Source organism: Blautia sp. AM29-29 (genome assembly GCF_003480555.1).
GTDB classification, from domain to species: Bacteria; Bacillota; Clostridia; order Lachnospirales; family Lachnospiraceae; genus Fusicatenibacter; species Fusicatenibacter saccharivorans.
In genome coordinates, this window is record NZ_QUJD01000003.1 from 62,486 (window position 1) to 84,305 (window position 21,820).

The 21,820-nt window shown below is 49.4% G+C and carries 23 protein-coding genes; 3 read left to right on the top strand and 20 right to left on the bottom strand.

Annotated elements, in window-relative coordinates:
• The first annotated feature begins 81 nt into the window (after positions 1-81).
• Positions 82-849, top strand: a complete 768-nt coding sequence (locus tag DW769_RS03050; protein WP_118749949.1) for a TIGR03915 family putative DNA repair protein — start codon at positions 82-84, stop codon at positions 847-849.
• A gap of 4 nt (positions 850-853) precedes the next feature.
• Here the strand turns inward: DW769_RS03050 and DW769_RS03055 are convergent, their stop codons facing one another.
• The 3 genes from DW769_RS03055 to recQ form a co-directional block, all read right to left on the bottom strand.
• Complete coding sequence (locus DW769_RS03055) at positions 854-1,192, bottom strand: cyclic-di-AMP receptor (RefSeq protein ID WP_055227503.1); 339 nt, start codon at positions 1,190-1,192, stop codon at positions 854-856.
• A 137-nt stretch (positions 1,193-1,329) separates the two neighbouring features.
• The gene (locus tag DW769_RS03060; RefSeq protein WP_117509205.1) at positions 1,330-2,211 is read right to left on the bottom strand and encodes a hypothetical protein; all 882 of its coding nucleotides are present in this window, start codon (positions 2,209-2,211) and stop codon (positions 1,330-1,332) included.
• 51 nt (positions 2,212-2,262) lie between these two features.
• Positions 2,263-4,098 (bottom strand): DNA helicase RecQ, encoded by a 1,836-nt coding sequence (recQ, locus tag DW769_RS03065; RefSeq protein WP_117509420.1) that lies wholly within the window; start codon positions 4,096-4,098, stop codon positions 2,263-2,265.
• A 136-nt stretch (positions 4,099-4,234) separates the two neighbouring features.
• On the opposite strand from recQ, the gene DW769_RS03070 reads away from it, so the two are divergent.
• Positions 4,235-5,128: a polysaccharide deacetylase family protein gene (locus DW769_RS03070; RefSeq protein ID WP_238033247.1), complete on the top strand. Its 894-nt coding sequence runs from the start codon at positions 4,235-4,237 to the stop codon at positions 5,126-5,128.
• A gap of 19 nt (positions 5,129-5,147) precedes the next feature.
• Here the strand turns inward: DW769_RS03070 and DW769_RS03075 are convergent, their stop codons facing one another.
• From DW769_RS03075 to DW769_RS03090, 4 genes are all read right to left on the bottom strand, one after another.
• Positions 5,148-6,572 (bottom strand): alanine/glycine:cation symporter family protein, encoded by a 1,425-nt coding sequence (locus tag DW769_RS03075; protein ID WP_158554960.1) that lies wholly within the window; start codon positions 6,570-6,572, stop codon positions 5,148-5,150.
• 202 nt (positions 6,573-6,774) lie between these two features.
• Positions 6,775-7,329, bottom strand: coding sequence for a hypothetical protein (locus DW769_RS03080; protein WP_022461914.1), 555 nt, complete (start codon positions 7,327-7,329; stop codon positions 6,775-6,777).
• On the bottom strand, positions 7,326-7,553 hold the full coding sequence (locus DW769_RS03085; RefSeq protein WP_118749951.1) for a hypothetical protein: 228 nt from the start codon (positions 7,551-7,553) through the stop codon (positions 7,326-7,328). The genes DW769_RS03080 and DW769_RS03085 overlap by 4 nt, the downstream gene beginning before the upstream one ends.
• Before the next feature lie 32 nt (positions 7,554-7,585).
• Positions 7,586-8,497: a GTP pyrophosphokinase gene (locus DW769_RS03090; RefSeq protein WP_243105416.1), complete on the bottom strand. Its 912-nt coding sequence runs from the start codon at positions 8,495-8,497 to the stop codon at positions 7,586-7,588.
• A gap of 295 nt (positions 8,498-8,792) precedes the next feature.
• On the opposite strand from DW769_RS03090, the gene DW769_RS03095 reads away from it, so the two are divergent.
• On the top strand, positions 8,793-9,584 hold the full coding sequence (locus tag DW769_RS03095) for a DUF975 family protein (protein WP_118749952.1): 792 nt from the start codon (positions 8,793-8,795) through the stop codon (positions 9,582-9,584).
• Between the two features lie 74 nt (positions 9,585-9,658).
• Here the strand turns inward: DW769_RS03095 and DW769_RS03100 are convergent, their stop codons facing one another.
• From DW769_RS03100 to DW769_RS03160, 13 genes are all read right to left on the bottom strand, one after another.
• Positions 9,659-10,144 carry a cytidylate kinase-like family protein gene (locus DW769_RS03100; protein WP_022461910.1) on the bottom strand — a complete coding sequence of 162 codons (486 nt, stop codon included), beginning with the start codon at positions 10,142-10,144 and terminating at the stop codon, positions 9,659-9,661.
• A gap of 137 nt (positions 10,145-10,281) precedes the next feature.
• On the bottom strand, positions 10,282-10,929 hold the full coding sequence (locus DW769_RS03105) for a YczE/YyaS/YitT family protein (protein WP_118749953.1): 648 nt from the start codon (positions 10,927-10,929) through the stop codon (positions 10,282-10,284).
• Between the two features lie 16 nt (positions 10,930-10,945).
• Positions 10,946-12,127, bottom strand: coding sequence for a flagellin lysine-N-methylase (gene fliB, locus DW769_RS03110; protein ID WP_118749954.1), 1,182 nt, complete (start codon positions 12,125-12,127; stop codon positions 10,946-10,948).
• 5 nt (positions 12,128-12,132) lie between these two features.
• Positions 12,133-13,479 (bottom strand): nickel pincer cofactor biosynthesis protein LarC, encoded by a 1,347-nt coding sequence (larC, locus tag DW769_RS03115; RefSeq protein WP_118659577.1) that lies wholly within the window; start codon positions 13,477-13,479, stop codon positions 12,133-12,135.
• Positions 13,472-14,224: a nickel pincer cofactor biosynthesis protein LarB gene (gene larB / locus DW769_RS03120; RefSeq protein ID WP_118659579.1), complete on the bottom strand. Its 753-nt coding sequence runs from the start codon at positions 14,222-14,224 to the stop codon at positions 13,472-13,474. The genes larC and larB overlap by 8 nt, the downstream gene beginning before the upstream one ends.
• A gap of 226 nt (positions 14,225-14,450) precedes the next feature.
• Complete coding sequence (locus DW769_RS03125; RefSeq protein ID WP_118749955.1) at positions 14,451-15,410, bottom strand: hypothetical protein; 960 nt, start codon at positions 15,408-15,410, stop codon at positions 14,451-14,453.
• 181 nt (positions 15,411-15,591) lie between these two features.
• Complete coding sequence (locus DW769_RS03130; protein WP_022461179.1) at positions 15,592-15,912, bottom strand: hypothetical protein; 321 nt, start codon at positions 15,910-15,912, stop codon at positions 15,592-15,594.
• 174 nt (positions 15,913-16,086) lie between these two features.
• A complete protein-coding gene (locus tag DW769_RS03135) occupies positions 16,087-16,650 on the bottom strand; it encodes a Fe-S-containing hydro-lyase (protein WP_118640236.1) in 564 nt (187 codons plus the stop codon).
• A gap of 2 nt (positions 16,651-16,652) precedes the next feature.
• Positions 16,653-17,495 carry a fumarate hydratase gene (locus DW769_RS03140; protein WP_055265393.1) on the bottom strand — a complete coding sequence of 281 codons (843 nt, stop codon included), beginning with the start codon at positions 17,493-17,495 and terminating at the stop codon, positions 16,653-16,655.
• 126 nt (positions 17,496-17,621) lie between these two features.
• Positions 17,622-19,232 carry an FAD-binding protein gene (locus DW769_RS03145; protein WP_118749956.1) on the bottom strand — a complete coding sequence of 537 codons (1,611 nt, stop codon included), beginning with the start codon at positions 19,230-19,232 and terminating at the stop codon, positions 17,622-17,624.
• Positions 19,233-19,246: 14 nt separating this feature from the next.
• Positions 19,247-19,921 carry a 2Fe-2S iron-sulfur cluster binding domain-containing protein gene (locus DW769_RS03150; RefSeq protein ID WP_055265389.1) on the bottom strand — a complete coding sequence of 225 codons (675 nt, stop codon included), beginning with the start codon at positions 19,919-19,921 and terminating at the stop codon, positions 19,247-19,249.
• Positions 19,922-19,937: 16 nt separating this feature from the next.
• Positions 19,938-20,792, bottom strand: a complete 855-nt coding sequence (locus DW769_RS03155; RefSeq protein ID WP_022461174.1) for an FAD/NAD(P)-binding protein — start codon at positions 20,790-20,792, stop codon at positions 19,938-19,940.
• On the bottom strand, positions 20,793-21,818 hold the full coding sequence (locus DW769_RS03160) for a 4Fe-4S dicluster domain-containing protein (RefSeq protein ID WP_117801696.1): 1,026 nt from the start codon (positions 21,816-21,818) through the stop codon (positions 20,793-20,795).
• Positions 21,819-21,820 lie beyond the last annotated feature (2 nt).

A 21,820-nucleotide genomic window follows, 5' to 3' on the forward strand; every position in this document is an offset into this window, starting at 1 on the left:
CGGAAAAGCCTTTTTGCTGTATCTGCGCTTTTTTGCAGAAGGCTGTTGTCTGTATCAATTGATTTCAGAAAGGATTTTATTATGACTGTTTACACCTGCAGCCCGGATCTTGCGTCGATCCTGACCTGCATCTATGAAGCCTGGAATTCCCGTCTCGGCTACCGCAATGTACGGCTGATGACGGAACCAGTCGGCAATCTGGAGCTGTTCTGCGATTACTGCCATGTTGAGCCGGACACAGAAAAAGCCGCCAGCGTCACGCGATCCATTCAAAAGAAGATCGGCGCAGCAGCCTGGCGGCTCGTCTATCTCTGTGCAATGTCCGAGAGAAGCGACGCTCCCGACGTCATTTATCGTTTTCTGCTCTACGGCTTTTCCTATGGAAAGGATACCCTGCATATGCTGCAGGAACCGGCGGTATTCCACGCTTTTGAAGTTTCCCGTCAGGTCACAAATGAAGCGCATTCGTTCCGGGAATTTATCCGTTTTGCAAATATTTCCTCCGGTTTTCCGATCCTGGTCTCGCATATTTCCCCGAAAGCCAATGTGCTGACCCTGGTCGCTCCCCATTTTTCTGACCGGCTCCCCTCAGAAAACTGGATGATTCTCGATGATAACCGGCAGCTTGCTGTCGTGCATCCCGCTGACCGGCCCTTTTATCTGACCCGTCTTTCTCCGGATGAAATAGAACGCCTTTCCCTCACGGAATCCACTTCGGACCCTTACGAAGAACTCTGGAAAGGATTTTTCACCGCAATTGCCATCAAAGAGCGTTCCAATCCCGACTGTCAGCGTACGCATCTGCCGCTCCACTACCGGGATCATATGCCGGAATTTAAAAATCTTTAGAGTCTTAGAATTTTTCCAGCTGTTCCATGTTCAGCACAAACACAGTACAGCCTCCTGTCTGGGTATCAATCGGAACAGAGTAATTTCCGCCCGGGCAGAAGTTTCCGCTTTCCATCGGGGTGGCCGCATAGGTAACTGTTTTCCGAAGCCCTGCTTCCTGTTTTAAGATCGCAAGCACAGCGTCGAGCTTATGATCATCGGTTCCGATCAGCAGTGTTGTGTTCTTCTCCTTCAGGAAACCGCCGGTCGTGGCAAGCTCCGTCACAAAAAAGCCTTTTTTGTTCAACTCGGCAATGGTGTCTGCCTCGTCCTCTTTCCGTAATACAGCAACAATTAACTTCATACAAATTCCTCCTCGCATCCTCCGGTCAAACGGATTCTGATTTTTGAAAAGTCAGCTGCTTATGCCGTATGGCACATTGCATTTTTCTGTTTTCACAGTAAAAATAGCATAATGTCACGGAAAAAGAAAGTCTTTTTTTACTTTTTCACTTCAAATCCGTATGACACGGTTCCATTTTCGAATACCGCGTCCACTTCGTAGATGTAGCCGGCCTCGGCTCCCGGAATGCTCCAGCTCTCCGCATGCTCCACAGAAACGCTTTCTCCCTCCGGGTAACCATTGCCAAAGTTCTGCCCCCGGTCTTCGGCCGGCCATCTTTCTGCTGTGACAGAATCCGGCTCCTCCGAGAAGACAAGCTCCAGATCGGTTTTTCCTTCGTCATTTGCTGTATGCAGATCACTCAGTTCCGTCCATTCCAGAATGAACGCACTGTCCGCAACGACGTTCTGACCATTGCCGTCCTCATCAACATAAGACCAGGTATAACCTCCCTGTGTTGCCATAGCTGTCACCTGGGCATTTGGCTGTGTGTAGCACAGATTCAGAAACGGAATTTCCGATGGATCCTTTTCCGGCAGAATCTGGGAAAGTTCCTCATCGAATTTTTCTGCATCCGCCTCCGTACCGCCGCTGATTCTCATAATACGGCTGATACCCGGATATTGTCCCGGATAGGAGTTCAGCATAATACCGTCGCCCTCCACTTGAAGAAAATCTCCTTTTTTGATCTCGGACGGATCAATAGCATTTCCATTTTCATCGTAAAGTGTGTCGGACGGTGTATGTGTCACATAGATGTTTCCGTGTTCCAGATCTCCCAGGTACCATAACCCGGAATCTTCTGCAAGAAATACGGCTTTCTGTACTTCTTCTGCCCTATTGCTGTCCGCTGCAGTACTTGCTGTATCTGCATTCAGATTTCGGTCCCGTTCCGTTTTCATATAGATTCCGCCTCCAATCAGCACGGCGGCAACTACAACACCGGTCACTCCAAAAATAACTGCGTTTTCTTTTTTCATAAGCGTATTCTTCCTTTCCTGTTGTTTTCCCGTTTTTTTACACGACTTGTTTTATCTTTCTGCAAGACATGCAAGAAACGGTTCCCCGTACTTTTCAAATTTGCTCTCGCCGACACCAGAGACCGCCAGCATTTCCTCTTTGTTGGACGGTTTCTCCATCGCCATCTGGATCAGTGTTTTATCCGAGAAGATAATATACGGAGGCACTTTATGCTCCTTTGCAAGCTCCATCCGGAGTGCCCGCAGTTTTTCGAATACCGCGGCCTCCTCGTTGGAAAGATCCTTTGCCGCTGCCGAGGTTTTTGTCTTTGTCTTCTCTTTTGCGGCTTTCGGAATCCGTTTTTCTTCTTTTGCCATCTTCATCAGCATCGTGCCGTCCTCATCCAGCAGCTCCGCCGCTTTTGGCAACAGGCGCACAATGCTGTATGTGTCGGCCGTTACATAGAGATATTCCCGGACCTGCAGTTCATTTAAGATCTGCCGCAGCCGGTAGACCGGCTCTTTTGCCAGTTCCCCGTAATGGGAGTTTTCATCCATGCGGTACTGGCGGATTTTCGCGGTATTCGCACCGTGCAGGGTATCGAGAATCACCGTCGTGCCGTAGCGCTGACGGCATTCCCGCACACAGCCAAGGATTGCCTTTGCCGCCGCTGTCACATCCACCGTTTCAAATTCCGAGAGGCAGTTGGAACAGTTTCCACAGTAATTGGAACCGTATTCCCCGAAATACCGCAGGATATAATCTCTGAGGCACTCATGGGTGAAACAGTAAAACGTCATTTTCTTCAGCCGTTCCTCCTCCCGCTGACGGATCAGCGCTGTCGTCTCGGGATCCTCACTCTCCTGCGCCATGTTTTCGATAAAAAACTGGTTTGTGATCACATCCTGTCCCGCATACAGCAGAATACATTCCGCCGGAAGGCCGTCCCTGCCTGCTCGTCCGGCCTCCTGATAATAGCTTTCCATGTTTTTCGGCATATTATAATGGATGACGTACCGCACATTCGATTTATCGATTCCCATACCAAAAGCGTTTGTCGCTACCATGATCTGCTTCCGGTCATAAATAAAATCTTCCTGGTTTTCCTTCCGTTCCAGGTCAGAGAGACCCGCATGGTATCTTGTGACAGAATATCCTTTCTGCTCGAGTTTCTCACAGACCTCCTCCACATTTTTTCTGGTCAGACAGTAAATAATTCCGCAGTCCGCCTCGTGCTCTGCAAGGAATGATTCCACGGCTGCGAATTTATCTTTCGGCTGCTGTACCGTAAATTTCAGATTTTTCCGGTCAAAGCCTGTGACCAGACGTACCGGATCACGCAAAGACAGCAGTGCTTCGATATCATCCCGTACCTCTTTTGTTGCCGTTGCCGTAAAGGCACCGATCACCGGCCGTGCGGGAAGCTGCTCGACAAACTCTGTGATTTTCAGGTAGCTTGGGCGGAAATCCTGACCCCACTGGGAAATACAGTGTGCCTCATCAACACTAATCATCGAAATTTCCATCGACTGCACCGCGCACAAAAATTCCGGTGTCAGAAGGCGTTCCGGGGCGACATAAATAATCTTGTACCGGCCCTCCATGGCAAAGCCGAGTGCCTTCCGGTACTGCGCCGCACTTAAGGAGCTGTTCAGAAACGCAGCGTGAATCCCCGCCTGGTTCAGGGTCGATACCTGATCCTTCATCAGAGAAATCAACGGTGATACCACCAGGGTAATTCCTGGCAGCAGAAGCGCCGGAATCTGATAACACAGCGATTTTCCTGCTCCGGTCGGCATGATGCCGAGCACGTCCTGTCCGTTCAGAAGCGCATCCACCAGCATCTCCTGCCCCTCCCGGAAGGAATCGTAACCGAAGTACTTTTTTAAAACCTCATATTTTGTCATCTTGTTTTTCTCTGCCCTTTCCATCCACTCTACCTCCATTGTGACATAGATTGCAGGTAAAGTCAAACAGATGTGTGCCGCATGTTTTCTTTCATCCATACATATATTGTCTCAAAAAGTCCTGGAGGGGGATTTTATGCGTTCTCTTTCACCCCTTTCCCGCCGGATCCTGAAAAAAGCCGGTATCGCCGCCGCTTTTTTCTGCTCCGCTTTTCTTTTTGGCTCTGTTCTGTCCCACTTTACCTGCCGTGCGCTCCGAAAGGCAGCCCCAGTTTTTCTCTCTGCTGCGCCGGAGACACCTGTTTCTTCCGTTTCGATGCCCGTCCTCTCCTCTGCTGCCGAAAACTGGGGGCTCTCCTTCCCGGAAAAAGGGAAGACTCCCGTCGGCAATGCTACATCCGAAGAGCTTGCCGCCTACAACGCCTGGTTTGCCGCTTCACCGGAAGAAAACATCATCTATCTGACGTTTGACTGCGGCTATGAAAACGGCAACACCCCGGCGATCCTTGACGCACTCCAGAAGCATCAGGCACCCGCGGCTTTCTTTGTTGTCGGCAATTTTCTCTCCGACCAGCCGGATCTTGTCAAACGCATGGCGGCAGAAGGCCATATCGTCGGAAACCACACCTGGTCGCACCCGGATATGTCCAAAATTTCCACGCAGGAAGCCTTCTCCGAAGAGCTGAACCGTGTTTCCGCTCTTTACCAGGAAACCACCAGCCAGGAAATGGTGAAATTTTACCGGCCTCCGCAGGGAAAATACAGCACGCAGAACCTGCAGATGGCAAAAGATCTCGGCTATCAGACTTTTTTCTGGAGTCTTGCCTATGTAGACTGGTACCAGGATCAGCAGCCGACCCACGAGGAGGCTTTCAAAAAGTTGACCGGACGCATTCATCCCGGTGCCATCGTCCTGCTTCATAATACCTCATCCACCAACGCGGAGATTCTCGATGAGCTGCTGACGAAATGGGAAGAAATGGGATATTCTTTCGGCTCTCTCGATCAGCTCGCATCGAAATCTGCCTGAGGACCGGAAATACGGTTTCTCATGTATTTCTATCTTTCTTTTGTTCTGCTTTTTTTATCCTGCTTTCAAACCGGAATGCCTCCTCTTTTACTTCCTTCCAGAGCCGCAGCACACAGAGCAGATTCGGCACCGCCATGCAGGCATTGGCAAGCTCCGCAAAATTCCAGACCGTTTCCGCCATGCAGACGCACCCGGCAAACGCTGCAAAGCAGAAGAAAACACGGTAAACCATTCCGAAGCTATCCTTTTTCACCAGCCAGAGAAACGCCTGCTCCCCCTGGTATGCCCAGCCGGCCATCGTTGCAAATGCGAACAGCAGAATCCCGACCGCGACAACATAGCCTCCCGCCGGTCCGAACACACTTTCAAAGGCCTGAATTACCATCGCCGCTCCATCCGCTTTTTCCGCCTCCAGTATCCCCTCTGCCGCCCCGGTCACTCCAACGGCAAGGCCGGTCACAAGACAGATCACCATGGTATCAACGAACACACCTGTCATGCTGATGTACCCCTGCCGCACGGGATCGTCGGTCTGTGCCGCCGCAGCACTGATTCCTCCTGCTCCAAGCCCTGCTTCATTCGAAAACACACCGCGGGAAATTCCATACCGCAAGGCCGGCGGCAGCAGGGAAATTCCCGCACCCACCGCTCCTCCCGATACCGCCCGGAAAGAAAACGCGTCCCGTACTATCGCAAGCAGTGTCCGCGGAAGCTCTCCGGCGTGCAGACCGATTACCATTCCTGCCCCGCCCAGATAAAAGAGTGCCATTCCCGGTACCAGCACCTCCGCCGCTTTTGCAATGGAACGCAGTCCGCCTGTCACCACGAGCAGAAGAAGAATCGTCAGCACCAACGCGCTTTTTTCTCTTGCCACGCCAAACGTATCCTGCATCGCCAGCGCAATCGAGTTTGCCTGCGTCATATTGCCCATTCCGAGAGATACCAGCACGGTGCTTCCGGCAAAAAACACAGCCAGCATCTTCGCCAGCCGCTCCCCCGGAAATGCTCTGGTCAGCGTCACCATCGGACCGCCGCAGTATGTTCCGTCTTTTCTTTGCATCCGGTACTGCACCGAGAGAAAACTCTCAGAAAATTTCAAAGCAAGTCCCACAACCGCCGCCAGCATCATCCATCCCAGTGCTCCCGGTCCTCCAAGCGCCATTGCGGAGGCAACCCCCACGATATTGCCCGTCCCGATCTCCGCCGCAAGTTCCGTCATCAGCGATGCGAACGGCGAAACTCCCGCTTCTGTTTTCTCCCCGCTGTACCTCGCCTCACGGCCGAATGCTGTACGAAGCGCAAAGAACAACCGTCGAATGGGTAGCGCGCGAAGCTGGATGGTCAGAAAAATGCCTGTCCCAAGCAGCAGAAAAAGAAGCGGCGGTCCCCAGGCGGCTGCATTCACCGCTTTTAGAAATGCATTGATTTTTTCGAGCGTGGCCATATCCATTCCTCCCTGTACAAAGTTCCAAAGGAAAGCAGTTCCCGTCCCTTCATTGTTAAACAGTTTTCTGTCCATGCATCGCAATGTTTTCTCTGCACTTTATGCAGCACCGCACAAAAAAAGAACCCGACAGCAGCCTTACGGCCCGTCCGGTTCTTTCGATCTTCATCTTATTTTGTTGTATTCCGCTTCCGCCCGTTTTTTAGGACTCCTGCTCCTTTAAATCATCCGCCACGAGAACACCCGCTTTGAAGCCCATCAGCATCATCTCGAGCATTTCCGCATCGTAATTGCGGTATTTCAGGTAATAAAACAGCGAATCGAGATAATTCAGAAAGCCTTTTTTCGTCTCCGGACTTAAAATCACCCGTTTTCCGTCGCCCATCAGATATTTGGCAATCCGGGAAAAGACGAACTTTTCGTTCAGAAATGCCATCGCATCCGATGTCTCATCCTCCACCAGGATCTGGATCGGTTTTCTCCGCAGCAGCCAGTAGGTCTCATAGGAGATCACTTTCAATGAATTGATATGCTTTGCCTGATGAAAATGTTTCAGACGGGAAATATCCGTGAAATAGTCCAGCACTGCATGGCTCAACAGCGACTCGCTGATCTGGATTTTCTCGCGGATGCCGAGACTCTTGGCAAATTCCTCGATTTCTTCGTAAAAAACAGCGTAACGGCTCTGGATTACTTCCTCGGAAAATTCTTCCAGAAGTCCGTCGTAGTTTGTGTATATTTTTTCTATTGTATTCATTTTTCCTCCCCGGGCAGATTCAGGATTTCATAGCAGAGTTTCGTCCGGATAAAGTCGGTATATTCGGTCATCTCGCGTTTTTCCATTGTTCCGTAGCGGATCGGCGAGGTATTTCCCATCAGATGTTTTCGGATTTTTCCGGCTTTGACTGCCGCCATCATATTCTCCGCAGAGTCCTCTGCTGCATGAGAGAAGCCCATGCGGCCCGTGTTTCTTCCATCCATTTTTTATCCTTTCCCATGTCTGAAAAGCAGTTTTATTCTTTCAGTATGCTCCAGACGGCATCATCCATCGTATGAATTTCGTTCAGATCGCGTTTTTCCACCGCTGCCTTGACCTGCGGTTTTAATTCACGCTTGCGCACAATCGTTTCCTTGCTCTGGAACTTCTCATCCGGCACAACCTGGAGACGGCGGTAGAACGATCCCATCTCATCTCCCATGCCCGCCAGACGGTTCAGCAGCTCGGAAAACTCTGTCAGCATGGCGTTTCCCTTGCGCTGCGGATAAAGAATACTGTGGTCAATCTCTCCCCAGCCCTCCTCGAACAGCGTCTTAATCTGAATTTCAATGTAGACGCCGCGGTAAACGACAATGTAATGCACCGCACGGTAATGTTTCCGGTCCAGAATGTTCTCCTCCGGAATCCAGTTCACATAAATATCGGCGTAATCGCCAAGTCTTGTATGGACTTTCGGCGGCTCTGCCATATAGCCCGATGCGTTCTGGTCGTAGTCACGGCCGTAATCACGGATGTATTTCTCCGGATCATTTTTAAACCAGTGCGTAATGTATTTATGGAAGTTTACCCAGTCCTCCCGATACAGCAAAAGTCCCCGGATTCCGATCAGATCTGTCACGTAACGCATATAGTTTGTCGAATCCATTTTCCGGTACTTTGCATAATTTTCTAGGCGCTTGCGCACCAGCTTTTCCACCAGATGTTCGGTGTCCTTCAGACGGCTGTGGTACGACTGCAGTCCGATCTCTTTTTCCTTGTCCTGCAAAAACTCTGCCACAAATTCTTTTCGGATCTTTTCCAGCGTCGGACGGCGCCGTTCATAATCATCCGCAATTTCCAGCAATTCTTCCCAGGAAATATCTGCTTCCTCAAATTCCTGCGGCAGAATTCCGAATTTCTGCAAAAACTCGTCCTTTGTCAGATACACGTAGATTCCTCGCTCTCTTTGTCAATTCAACGTACAGGTTTCTTTTTTTCAGAACGCACCCCGGAGAAACCCGGCCCCGCTGCGTTCTGACGCACCGGAGAGATTATAGCACATTCATCCCCGCTTCACAAGTAAAATCTTTATTTAAGAATGCACATTTCCACTTTAATCTTTCTGCCAATTTCTTAAACTTTCCTTAAGCTGTCTTGATGTTTCACCTGCCCCATGGTAAGATAATCGTGACTTGGCAGAATTGTCTGCTGTTTACACTTACATTAAGAGGGAGGTCTTTTTTATGTGGACTCGAGAGGAACTGAAAACCCGCGGAAAAGCCGCATTTTTACGCAATTACTGGATCTGTGTGGTAGCAGCCCTGATTCTGACGCTGCTGGTCGGAAGCGGTACTTCTAATTCTGGAAATTCCAACAATGACAGCAATCAGACTAACTCGGTCGGTATATCTGGATTTACGATTTCTTCCGATAACTTCAATGTGGAATCCTTTGCAGAAAGATTCACCCCGCTTGGACCGGTTAAATTTGTTTTTACTGTCTTCAGCGGCATTGTACTTCTTGTCATTGGTCTTGCCTTTATTCTGATCCGTATTTTTGTTCTTGCACCATTTGAGGTAGGAGGCTCGAGGTTTTTCATTGAAAACTCGATGGAAAAAGCGGGACTTGGCAACATACTGTTCGGATTCCAGAACGGCTACTATGGAAAAACTGTGTGGACTCTGTTTTTAAAAAATCTTTATATATTCCTCTGGTCGCTGCTTCTTCTGATTCCTGGAATTGTGAAAGCTTATGAATACCGCATGGTTCCTTATCTTCTCGCCGACTACCCGGAACTTTCGACCGAAGAAGCATTCCGCATCAGCCGTGAAATGATGAACGGTGAAAAGATGAATACATTTATTCTTGATCTCTCCTTTATCGGATGGTATATTCTTTCCGGAATCACCTGCAATCTTGTCGGTATTTTCTATCTGTATCCGTACAAATATGCAACCGATGCCGAACTGTTCCTGGTTCTGAAACAGAATTACTTCTCCAGCCGGAGTTATGGCAATACGTATCAGGCTTACTAAACCGTACAAAAAATCAGGTGCTTCTCTTTTTCGGGAAACACCTGATTTTTTATGTATTTCTTTTTAAATATCTCTTAGATATAATCTTTCATTTCAAAATACCGCATCAGAATATCGGCACAGTTCTCGATGCCAAGATCCGAGGTATTCAGGATCATATGGTAGTTATTGACATCGCCCCATGTCTTTCCGGTATTTTTGTAATAATACTCGGCACGCTGCTTGTCTGTCTCTTCCAGCATCACCTCAGCCGCCTCTCTTGTCAGGGAAAACAGCTTCATGATACGTTTGATCCGGTCCTCTTTGTCCGCGCAGACATAAATATTGATGACGTTGCTTTTATCTTTCAGAAACTCCGAAGCACACCGTCCAATGATAATACACGGTTGTTTCGCCAGCTCGCGGATCGCATCCGCCTCAGATTCAAAGGCATTTTCACGCATGCCGTGCTCTACATCGTCCTTATCATATACCGGGATATGCAGTCTCTCGGAAAGTTCTTTCGCAATAATACTCGCCCCAGTACCAAACCGGCGGCTCATCGTAATAACTAAGTTCATTTGCCACTTCCTCCTTCGCACTTCTCATAACGCAAACAAACGCCTTATGACAAATCAAAAAATTTTTCTTTCGCTGTCTTTTATTATAACAAACCCCCACCGAAAACTCAAGGTTTTTCGACAGGGGTATTGGCGTGCTATGCGATTGTGATTTCTTCTATTTTCTTCTTTCCAAAATAGTTAAACAGCGCGATCACTCTTCCCGTGCAGACCATGGCTACAACAGTGCCGCTTCCGATTCCCACCGGTCGTCCTGCACCGATCATTCCGATAGCAAGGGAGATGACAAGGGCAGAGAAATCGAAAAGATTTTTTCCGAATCCCATATTTTTTCCACAGCGCTCACCGAGAACTCTTGCCAGTCCGTCCGCCGGATTTGGGACAATGTTGACATCTACGGTGACAGCAGCGCCGATTCCCGTCAGGATGATAGCAAGGGCAAGGACAAGAAGCCGGCTTCCCATCTGTTCAGGTACCGGGAGAACCCGGTCAAAGATGGTAATAAAGGCGCTGGTCAGGTAGCTGGCCGCAACCTGTAAGAGCTGGAACGGTCGAAATTTTCCTTTCAGCAGCACAATCTGCAATACGATAAAGATCAGATACGCCACAAAGACTGCCGTTCCTGTTTCATAGCCAAAAATCTGTGCCACAGCGTACGGCATGGAGATAATGGGCGACACGCCGAGGTTCGTCTTTGTATTCAATGTGATGCCAAGTGCCAGCACGATAATTCCAACCAGATAAAGCGCAATACGCAGCATCCATTTCTTTTGCTTTTCCTGCATGATTTTTCTTCCTCTTCTATTCCTGTTCTTCTTCCAGTACACATCCTTCCGGCGCGTAAGTCTCAAACAGCCAGTCCTCGAGCGCATTCAGGTTATCGTCGGAATGCTCAACCTCGCGTGCGTAACGCCAGGAAAGCTCCTCAACGTCATGCATGGAAAGTGTTTTTCCGTTTTCCAGCCACCGCGCAAGCAGGATTTCCTGGATCCAGCGAACGGAGAAAAGGGCAAGTTCCATTTTGGAACAGACCATATCATCGTAGACGGCACCGCAGAAATAGGTGTAGACGAAGAACATCAGAAGCTGCTCGCCTATGTTTTCCCACTCGGCACGACGGCTGCTTTTCGCTCCCCAGGTGCGGCGAAATTCTTCACAGATGGCCTGGTAAGCAGATTCGCCGTTCTGGTACAGCACTTTTTCTGTACCGTCAAGCACCTCATCCCATTCCGGGCGCAGGCGCTCGAGGCTTCGGAGAACAGCCAGTTCTTTTCTCTGACGTTCCCATACGTGGAATCCCGCAGCGTCCACACCTTTTTGGGCCAGACTTTCCGCCGCGCACTCGCTTAAGGTTCCCTCTTCCAAATGCTTCTCATATTTCCGAAGCAGATCATCAATATCGTATTCCCGCTGTTCTTCCATGCAGATCTGATACTGTTCGGCAAGCTGTTCCGCCGCCCTCATGCGCTCCTGCAGCGGCATCGTACGGTTCTGCAGAATTTTGAACAGAACATCTCTGGTATCTTCCAGCTGCGAGAACATCATGAAATCGAACTCTTCGAAATCATCCTCCTCGTCGGTCTCCTCCGCAAGGAAACGCACCGGCTCCTGGCAGGACAGAATGATTCGCGCCGCCTCCGGGCAGGAAAGGGACAGGGAAAGCTCCCGCAGTCCCTCATATTCTTCCGTATGTCTCGGGTACAGACGGCACGTATCGCAAAGCGCATCCGGGCCCAGTGCCTTGTAGAGGTCACAGAGATTCTCATCATTCAAAAAAGCACAGCGGCGGTTCTTCTGATAGAAACACTCCTCTTCCCAGTCGATGGAATTGCGCAGACGTTTTCCAAACTCGCCCTGCTCCTTTCCGTACCGCTCCAGAGAATCCTCGTCGATCACAATCTGCCAGCCGGCGCAGCAGGTATCCGGACAATCTCCTGCTGTGCATGTAAACTGATCGTAAAAATGTGGTTTCAAATATCTCATGTTTTTTACTTTCCTTCTTTATATTTCTGTACGATCCACGCACCGGCCTCACCAACCGGCATACCGCTTTTTTCAGCAATGAGTGCGGCACTCTCGTACTCCGGGTAAACTTTTTCTATCTCTCCATGACGGCAGATCTTGACAGCGGCATCCCCGTATTCGGTCGTGATCGTTGCAAATTCGCGTTTCATCACGGTACGCTCCATCTGGCAGCGACGGATTCCGATCGTGGTTGTCTCCGTGAAAATAATATTCTCCAGTGTTTCCCGCTTTTCTTCCTCGCAGATCACATCCAGCTGATATGCTGGACGGTTTTTCTTCATATAGACCGGAATATAATGAACATCCCTTGCACCTGCCTGCAGCAGTTTTCCCATACAGTAACCGAGTGCCTCACCGGTGCAGTCGTCGATATTGCATTCCAGCTTCCAGATCGTATCTTTTTCGTCATTTTCCTCGGTTTCCAGCATCATAGCCCGTAAAAGTGACGGCCGCTCATACGTCCGTTTTCCGGCTCCAAGACCTGTTTTCGTGCATTTAAATGAGGACGGAAGTTTCTCTTTTGTTCGGATAGCAGCAACAATAGCTGCACCGGTCGGTGTAACAAGCTCGCCCTTGATTCCGGTTGGAATAAGCGTCAGGCCGTGCGTCTGCACGATATTTAAAACGGCCGGTACCGGAACCGGGATCAGTCCATGCTGGCATCGGATAAAACCGCTTCCCTCGCAGAGCCCCGTCACAATCACCTCGTCCGGCGCCAGGTTGTCCAGGCAGACGGCGGCGGCAACAATATCTACGATGGAATCGACCGCTCCTACCTCGTGAAAATGCACCTGATCGAGCGGCACACCGTGCGCTTTTGCTTCTGCTTCTGCAAGAATCTGGAAAATCCGCTCTGCCCGAGCTCTCGCTCCCGGTGTCAGATCACCGCGGCGGATAATGGCAAGAATCTCCGGCAGGCCGCGGTGCTCATGATGGTGCTGATGCTCTCCTGCGTGTTCCTGGTCATGGCTGTGTGTATGTTTCTGGTCATGTACATGCTCATGATCGTGCGTATGCTCATGATGGTGTACATGCTCCTCTCCATGTGCATGCGCTTTCGCCATATCCCCATGCAGATACGCCATATCATGATCGTGGTTCTCATGCTCCGCATCCAGAATGACATTGAAGTCGCAGGCATCCAGCCCCGATTTTTTCACTCTCGTAACGGCAGTTTTGTATCCCGGCAGCTGAAGGCTTGCCAGTGCCTTCTCCAGTACCTCCTGGTCTGCTCCCAGATCGAGCAGAGCCGCAACGGTCATATCCCCGCTGATTCCGCTCCCGCACTCCAGATATAAACTTTTACTCATCTTTATGCACTCCCATTCTGTTAATCTGTGTTGCAATATATCCGGCCCCATAACCGTTGTCGATGTTTACGACAGCAATTCCGTTCGCACAGGAATTAATCATCGTAAGCAGCGCCGAAAGACCGTTCATGCTGGCCCCGTAGCCCACAGAGGTCGGAACTGCGATGACCGGCTTATCCACCAGGCCGCCGAGCACGCTTGCCAGCGCTCCTTCCATACCGGCAACGGCAACAACGCAGTTGGCACTCTGAATCGTATCGAGGCGTGACAGCAGACGGTGGATACCACTCACGCCGACATCATAAATTCGCTCGACGTTTGCTCCGAAGTATTCTGCCGTCTGCGCCGCTTCCTCAGCAACGGAAATGTCTGCGGTTCCCGCCGTACAGACAGCAATTTTTCCGATTCGCTTTTTGTCTTTCTTCTCTATTTTTAAAATATGCGACAGCGGATCATAAACCACTTCCGGAAACTTTTCCCGGATCAGCTCATACTGGTGCTCACTGGCTCTCGTTCCGAAAACCTCGCCGTCCTGCGCATAGAGACGCGTAAAAATTTCCAGCAGATGCGCATCCGCCTTCCGCGCACAGAAAATCACCTCCGGAAACCCGCTTCGGATTTCACGATGCGTGTCAAGCTTCGCATATCCCATCTCCTCGAACGGCTCTTTTTTGAAATATTTTTCTGCCTCTTCGATAGAGATTTCGTTGTTTTTTACTTTTTCCAGTACCTCTCTTGCCTCCAAAACATTTCACCTCGTTTTCGTTTTTCAACTCTTTTCTTTCGTATCCACTACGGTACAACATAAAAAGAAAGCTGAAACCTCTGCTCTGCCAGAACCTTCTCTTTTCTGACACTGCAAATCTCCAGCTTTCTTTATTCTAAACTATGAAGTGCACTTTAAGTCAAGCAGATTCTATACACAGTATACCTATCTTTTTCCGTTCCTGCAATCCCTTCTTTTCGCGGCTTTATCCGGCATACGGAAGATCTGCAAAATATGCATGCTCATCTACCCCGTGAATCATATAAGTATATCCGTCTTCTGTCTCCACTTCAATCCGGCACCGTGTTCCATCCGAAGTTTCTGCATCCAGATACGTTTCTTTATCGGTTTCCTGTGGAATCAGTTCCGTACCTGCCGGAAGGACTCTGTTTTCTGTACTTCCGTCTTCGTTTTGAACAATAACTTCCAGTTCCTGCTTCAGGACGAGCGGTTTTTTGTCCCAGAAAATTGTCCATGCATCTTCTTTCGCCTCCGGAAGTCCCTCGCTTCCGACCCCGACGTTCCGTTCCCCGGCATACGTTCCCAGCAGATTGATTCTTTCCACCCAGGAAAACGCATTGACATCTTCTATACCGTTATCTCCAATTCTTCCATCCAGACAGCCAAGGTCCACAGCTTCATCCGATGATACCCGGAAAACGGTTACCGAATATAGTCCGTCTTCGTGATACGATTCCTGATACAAATAGTGGCCACCACTCTTTGTTCGTATTATCCAGGTTGCTTCATATCCGCCCAGGATCTCGAACTGCTTCACATGCTCTCCATAGTTGAGCGTCAGAATATACTTATAGTTTTCGAAGTCATGACCATTTTTCCCATCACCCTCAAAAGAAAAAGAAACTTCTTCCTCTGACGCATCCCCGTCCAGATCATCCCGGTAGATTTCTCCCTCTTCCAGTTTTACGGCGGAAGCTCCTTTTTCGTTTTTTCCTTCTTCGTCGTTCTCCAAACCATCCCCGGCCTCTTTCACCGCATCTCCATCCGATCCCACATCATCTGATTTTGCCTCTGGTTCACCGGATGCTGCACTCTCCGATACGCTCACCGAATTTTGTTTGGTTTCCTGCCCTGTCTGATTTCCGCATCCGCCTGCCATCAGTGCCGCCAGACACACTGCTGTTACCCATGCATACCGTCTCATAAAAATCCTCCCTTCCGATTTTTGGCTTTCGTTTCTGATACTCCCATTATATCAAACGATCTCCCCACCATGCAATCCATCTTAGAAATCGTAAGGCAACTTAAGACAAACGTAAGAATCCCCGCCCATGCAGCATAATCTGCCGCACGGACGGGGATTCGTTTAACTGTATTCCGCTGTCTTATTTCTCTGCTTCTCTTTTCTTATCCAGTTTTACATTGCGGAAGTACAGCACCATATCTACCGTGATCTCTGCAATGTTCAGGAAATAGAAAGCCCACGCAAGGAAAAAGATCCAGTCTTTGTCCGGGTTGTTCATATAGCTGATGAATTTGTTGGCAATACCGAAAATATATCCGATCCAGATGAACACCTCAAAGTAAAGGCTCTTTCCTTTTGCTGTTCTTGAAGTCCAGGATTTATAAATGGACAGCGGCCAGGACAGGCCAAAGCACAGGATCATCAGTGCTTCCAGTAAGTGGCTTATCATTTCTACAGTCATGTTTTTCTTCCTCTTTCATTTCTTTTTCTGCCGAAAGTCGCTTGCAAGTGTCAATGCCCTGATGCCTTTTCAGCTTGAGAGCTGTCTGATTTTTTCAGACAGCTCTATGGTCTCTCTTGTATTATGCTATTTCGTCGTTATCATCATTCACAGATACCCGTCGAAGCATAACCTTTAGTCTTCTTTATGCGCTTCTAAATACTCTTTTCTTCCCATCTCATACAGGTTATTTCCCTCACAGTCGATGATAACGAAAAGCGGCATATCCTCTACTTCCAGACGGCGAAGTGCCTCTGCACCGAGATCTTCGTATGCGATCAGCTCTGCTTTTTTGATGCATTTTGCAAGCAGTGCGCCGGCTCCGCCGATGGCTCCGAAGTATACGCCATGATATTTCTTCATGGCTTCTACAACTTCCGGAAGACGTGCGCCTTTACCGATCATTCCTCTTGCGCCTACGGACATCATGGTCGGAGCATACGCATCCATACGGCCGCTGGTGGTAGGACCTGCAGATCCGATGACCTGGCCTGGTTTTGCAGGGGTCGGTCCTACGTAGTAAATCGTAGCGTCTGTCGGATCAAACGGGATTTTTTCTCCTCTTGCGAGCGCTTCACACATTCTCTTATGTCCGGCGTCACGGGAAGTATAGATAGTTCCGGTCAGATATACGGTATCTCCGGCATGCAGTGTTTTTGCCAGTTCTTCTGTTAAAGGCAGCTGAATATGTTTTTCCATGATCAGATCACCTCCGTTTTATGACGGGTAACATGGCAGTTGATGTTGACTGCACACGGCATTCCCGCAATATGAGTCGGCATTGTCTCGATATTGAGGCCGATGGCTGTGGTTTTTCCGCCAAAGCCCTGCGGTCCGATGCCGAGTTTGTTGACTTTCTCCAGCATTTCTTTTTCCAGATCTGCGTAGAACGGATCCGGGTTCTCGGAATCGATCGGGCGCATCAGTGCTTTTTTCGCAAGCAGTGCACATTTATCGAAGGTTCCGCCGATACCAACGCCGACTACCATAGGCGGGCATGGGTTCGGGCCTGCTGTCTCAACAACTTCCAGGATGAAATCCTTGATTCCCTGAAGACCTGCGGACGGTTTGAACATACGGATCATACTCATATTTTCGCTTCCGAAGCCTTTCGGGCCTACGGTTACTTTGATCTGATCGCCAGGAACGATCTCGGTGTAGAGCATAGCCGGTGTATTGTCGCCGGTGTTTCCTCTTCTGACCGGATCTTTGACAACGGATTTTCTTAAGTATCCTTTGTCATATCCTCTTCTGACACCTTCGTTGACTGCCTCTGCAAGATCTCCTCCTGCGATGTGCACATCCTGTCCGATTTCCAGGAAAACACATGCCATTCCGGTATCCTGGCAGATCGGCACGTTCTGTGCGTCTGCGATCTCATAATTTTCTACGATTTTGTCCAGAACACCTTTTGCAATCTCGCCATCCTCGCAGGCACGGCAGCCTGTGATGGCACATTTTACGTCTTCCGGAAGATGGTAGTTTGCTTCGATACAAAGTTTCTCTACCACATCCGTAATGGTACTAGCCTGAATTTCACGCATGGGATTCTCCACCTTTCTTTCCTTGCTATTTTATCATACCGATCATCCAATGGATTTTCAGCACGGAAAGCGTGTCCAGGGACAGTATTTCTGCCCCGGGCCACGCTTTTTCGCGGTTACTGCATTTTACAGGTGTCTCTTTCCTGCATAATCCGGCAGAAGCTGCGGAGATACCATACCGGTGTCAATGCCTGCCTCTTTTAAGGTCTCAGCATATTTCTCCACATGATCCAGATTCATCTTTCCAAGTGTTACGTCTTTTGCTTTTGCTGCTGCAGCTTTTCCTGCATCACGGCCAAATACGATAACATCCAGCAGAGAGTTACCCATCAGACGGTTTCTTCCGTGGATTCCTCCAACTGCCTCACCTGCTACGAGCAGGTTGCTTACGGTGTTGGTAAAGCCTTCGCCGTTGATTTCCAGTCCACCGTTCTGATAATGCAGCGTCGGGTAAACCAGGATCGGCTCTTTTCTCATATCGATGCCATACTGCATGAACATACGGAACATAGCCGGGATTCTCTTCTCAATGGTGCCTTCTCCGTGGATCAGCTCGATCATTGGAGTATCCAGCCATACAGCCTTGCCCTGTGGAGTCTCAACGCCCTCGTTGCGGTCGTCGGAGCACTCGCGGATGATGCTTGCTGCAGATACATCACGGGTTTCCAGCGGATGCATGAATGCTTCGCCGTCTACGTTTACGAGCATTGCGCCCAGAGAACGTACTTTCTCGGTTACCAGAGCACCGAAGATCTGAGCCGGGTAAGCAGCTCCGGTCGGATGGTACTGAATGGTATCCTGATACAGAAGCGGAGCGCCTGCACGGTATCCAAGGATCAGACCGTCAGCGGTTGCACCGTAATGGTTGGATGTCGGGAAGTTGTTGTAGTGAAGACGTCCCGCACCACCTGTTGCGATGATAACGGTTTTTGCCTTTGCTATCTGGTACTCGCCAGTCTCCATGTTCTGGAGAACAGCACCTGCAACCTGTCCCTTATCGTCTTTGATCAGCTCTACTGCGGAAGAGAACTCGATCACCGGAATACCGCGGTTGATGACTTCATCACGCAGTGTTCTCATGATCTCTGCTCCAGAGTAGTCACGGCATGCATGCATACGTTTTCTGGAAGTTCCGCCGCCGTGCGTAGTTACCATACGGCCATTCTCATCTTTATCAAACATAACGCCCAGGTTTTCCAGCCAGGAGATTGCATCCGGAGCTTCCATAACCAGTTTGCGGAGCAGTTCCGGTCTTGCAGCAAAGTGTCCGCCGCCGAACGCATCCAGATAATGCTGTGCCGGGGAATCGTTTTCTTTGTCCGCTGCCTGGATTCCACCTTCTGCCATCATGGTGTTTGCATCACCAATTCTCAGTTTGGTGGTAATCATAACGTTTGCGCCAGCCTCGTGAGCCTCGATAGCTGCAGAAGAACCTGCTCCACCGGCACCGATAACCAGTACATCTACGTCATAATCTACTTTGTCAAGGTCGATGTCAACACCGAGGATACGGCTGTTGGACTCCAGCAGATAGCCGAGCTCTGTCGGAACTTTCTCACCTTTGTTCGGGCCGACTTTCAGGGTGATGAAGCCTTCCTCTTTATAGTCCGGATGATATGCTGCAAGAAGGGCATCTTTCTCATCCGCTGTCATTCTTCTTGGCTCTGTTGCCATTCTCTGGGCTCTGGTAGCTTCTACCTTTTTAATAGAGTCCTGCATATTGGCCAGTGTATACATTCGAAATTCCCTCCTTATTTCTCGATCTCACGGTTGTTGTAAAGTTCCTGCATTTCTTCGATCGGTTTCTGCATAACCTGCTCGATCAGATCATCGAATTTTCCTTCTTTGATCTCTGCTACACGGTTCTTTACATGTTCAGACTTCGGAGCAATGTATTTTCCGTTCAGACGTCTTGCCAGCTCTCCTACCATCGGATGGGAGATACCAGCCGGACAGCGGGATGCACAGATTCCGCAGCCGATGCAGTCGAAGGACTCTTCTGCACATTTCTTGAAGTCGCCTCTCTGTGCGTATGCAATATACTGCATAACGTTCAGGCTCTGCGGACATCCTTTGGTACATGCATTACATCCAACGCAGCTGTAGATTTCCGGATACAGATCCATCATGACTCTCTGCTCTGCGCTGATCTCTTCGATATCGTATGTTCTCTTGTCGATCGGATAGAACGGAAGGCTTGCGATATACATGCCGTCTTCTACCTGTGTCTGACATGCCAGACAGGTTTTCAGTTCATTTTTTCCTTTGATTCTGTAGATGGTCGCACATGCACCGCAGAATCCGTGACGGCATCCGCATCCGCGTTTTAACTGATATCCGGCGTACTCCATAGCGGTCATGATGGTCAGATCGCCAGGTACGGAATACTTTTTGCCGTAAACGTAAATATTTACCATTTCCTGCATTTTCTTCAACCTCCGTTTAATATTCGTTCGGTAATTCGTCAATCTCGTCGCAGCGGAAAACCGGGCCGTCTTTGCAGACGTATTTGTCTCCGATGTTGCAGCGGCCGCATTTTCCGATACCGCATTTCATACGAAGCTCCAAAGTGGTGTAAACCTGTGTTTTCTCATAGCCCAGCTCCTGAAGTCCCTGAAGAACAAATTTGATCATGATCGGCGGTCCGCAGATCAGAGCTGTTTTGTCAACAGACATGTTCAGTTCTTTTACATAATTCGGAACGAATCCTACATGGCCGTCCCATCCTTCCTGCTCGCGGTCGATCGTCAGGTGTACGTTGACATCTTTTGCTTTCGCCCATACTTCCTGGATCTCTTTTAACTGTACCAGATCGTCTTTGGAACGGGAACCGTAAACGATATCTACGGTACCATAGTTGTCACGGTTGTCCAGTACGTAATTGATCACGGAACGCAGCGGAGCAAGTCCGATACCACCGGCGATGAACAGCAGATCCTGTCCTTTTAATACGGTTTCTACCGGGAAATGATTTCCATACGGTCCACGAACCAGGATTTCATCTCCTACGGACATGTTGTGAAGATAATTCGTTAAAGTACCGCACTCCTTGATGGAGAACTCCTGGTACTCTTTGTTTGTCGGGGAAGAGGTAATGGAAAACAGTGCCTCTCCGACACCCGGTACACAGAGCATTGCGCACTGGCCAGGCATATGTTCAAACAGCTTGGTGCCGTCCGGACGAACGATACGGAATGTTTTTACGTCCGGTGTTTCGCGGCGGATATCTGTGATGATACCGACCTGCGGCAGCAAAGCGTTTTTCTTTTCTTCGCTTCCACAACTACAATTGCACATTTACTTGGTACCTCCCATGCGTTTGATTACTTTGACAATGTTCAGCGACTGCGGGCATTTCTCTACGCAGCGTCCACATCCGACGCAGGAATACATTCCGTCGTTGTTGTCCGGGAAGTATACCAGTTTGTGCATGAAACGCTGACGGAAACGCTGCAGCTGTGTGGTACGGTTGTTTCCTGCTGCCATCATGGTGAAATCAGAGTACATGCAGGAATCCCAGCAGCGGTAACGCTGTACACCGTTTCCGGTGTTAAAGTCTTTGATATCGTAGCACTGGCAGGTCGGGCAGGAGAACGTACAGGTTCCGCAGCCTAAGCAGGCATCGGAAAGTTCTTTCCACTTCGGATCGTCAAAACGTTCTTTTGTCTTGCCAACGCCCCATCCCTCGAGGGAAAGGTTGCTGTTTGGCATCTTGTCGATCAGGGTACGGATTGCTTCTTTCTCAGCCTCTACTTCTTTGGTAAGATCCTGCTCGGTCAGGTAAGCTTTTACAAGCTCGGTCAGTTTCTGGCCTTTTTCGGTTTTTGCTTCCCATGCATAACCGTCAGCTACCTGCCACATAGCAACATCTGCTGCCGGTTCTGCAGCATCGATGCCGAAGGTTTTACAGAAGCAGCTGTCTTCCGGCTCATGACAAGCCAGGGAAACAACGATGCCGTGCTCTCTTCTTGCTGCATAGTAAACGTCTGCAGGCTCGCTTAAGAAAACGCGGTCCAGAACATCGAACGCTCTGACATCGCACGGACGAACGCCGAAGATAGCAAACGGTGCGTCTTTTAATGCAGCCGGTTCAATGCTGGTTTTATTTGCCTTCTGATAGCAGGAGTAAAGAATTTCACTCTGCGGGAAAAAGGCATCTTTCGGGGATTTTACGGTTTTTAAGGTATCGAGATCCACGTCTGCGTCCTCGGTCCAGAAACCGAAATTGGTAATTCCATTGTTTTGTACCGGAAGGAAAAGATCCATCTCCTTTGCAACAGCGGCAAGGAGCTCCGGCATTTTTTCTCTGCTAATCTGATACATCC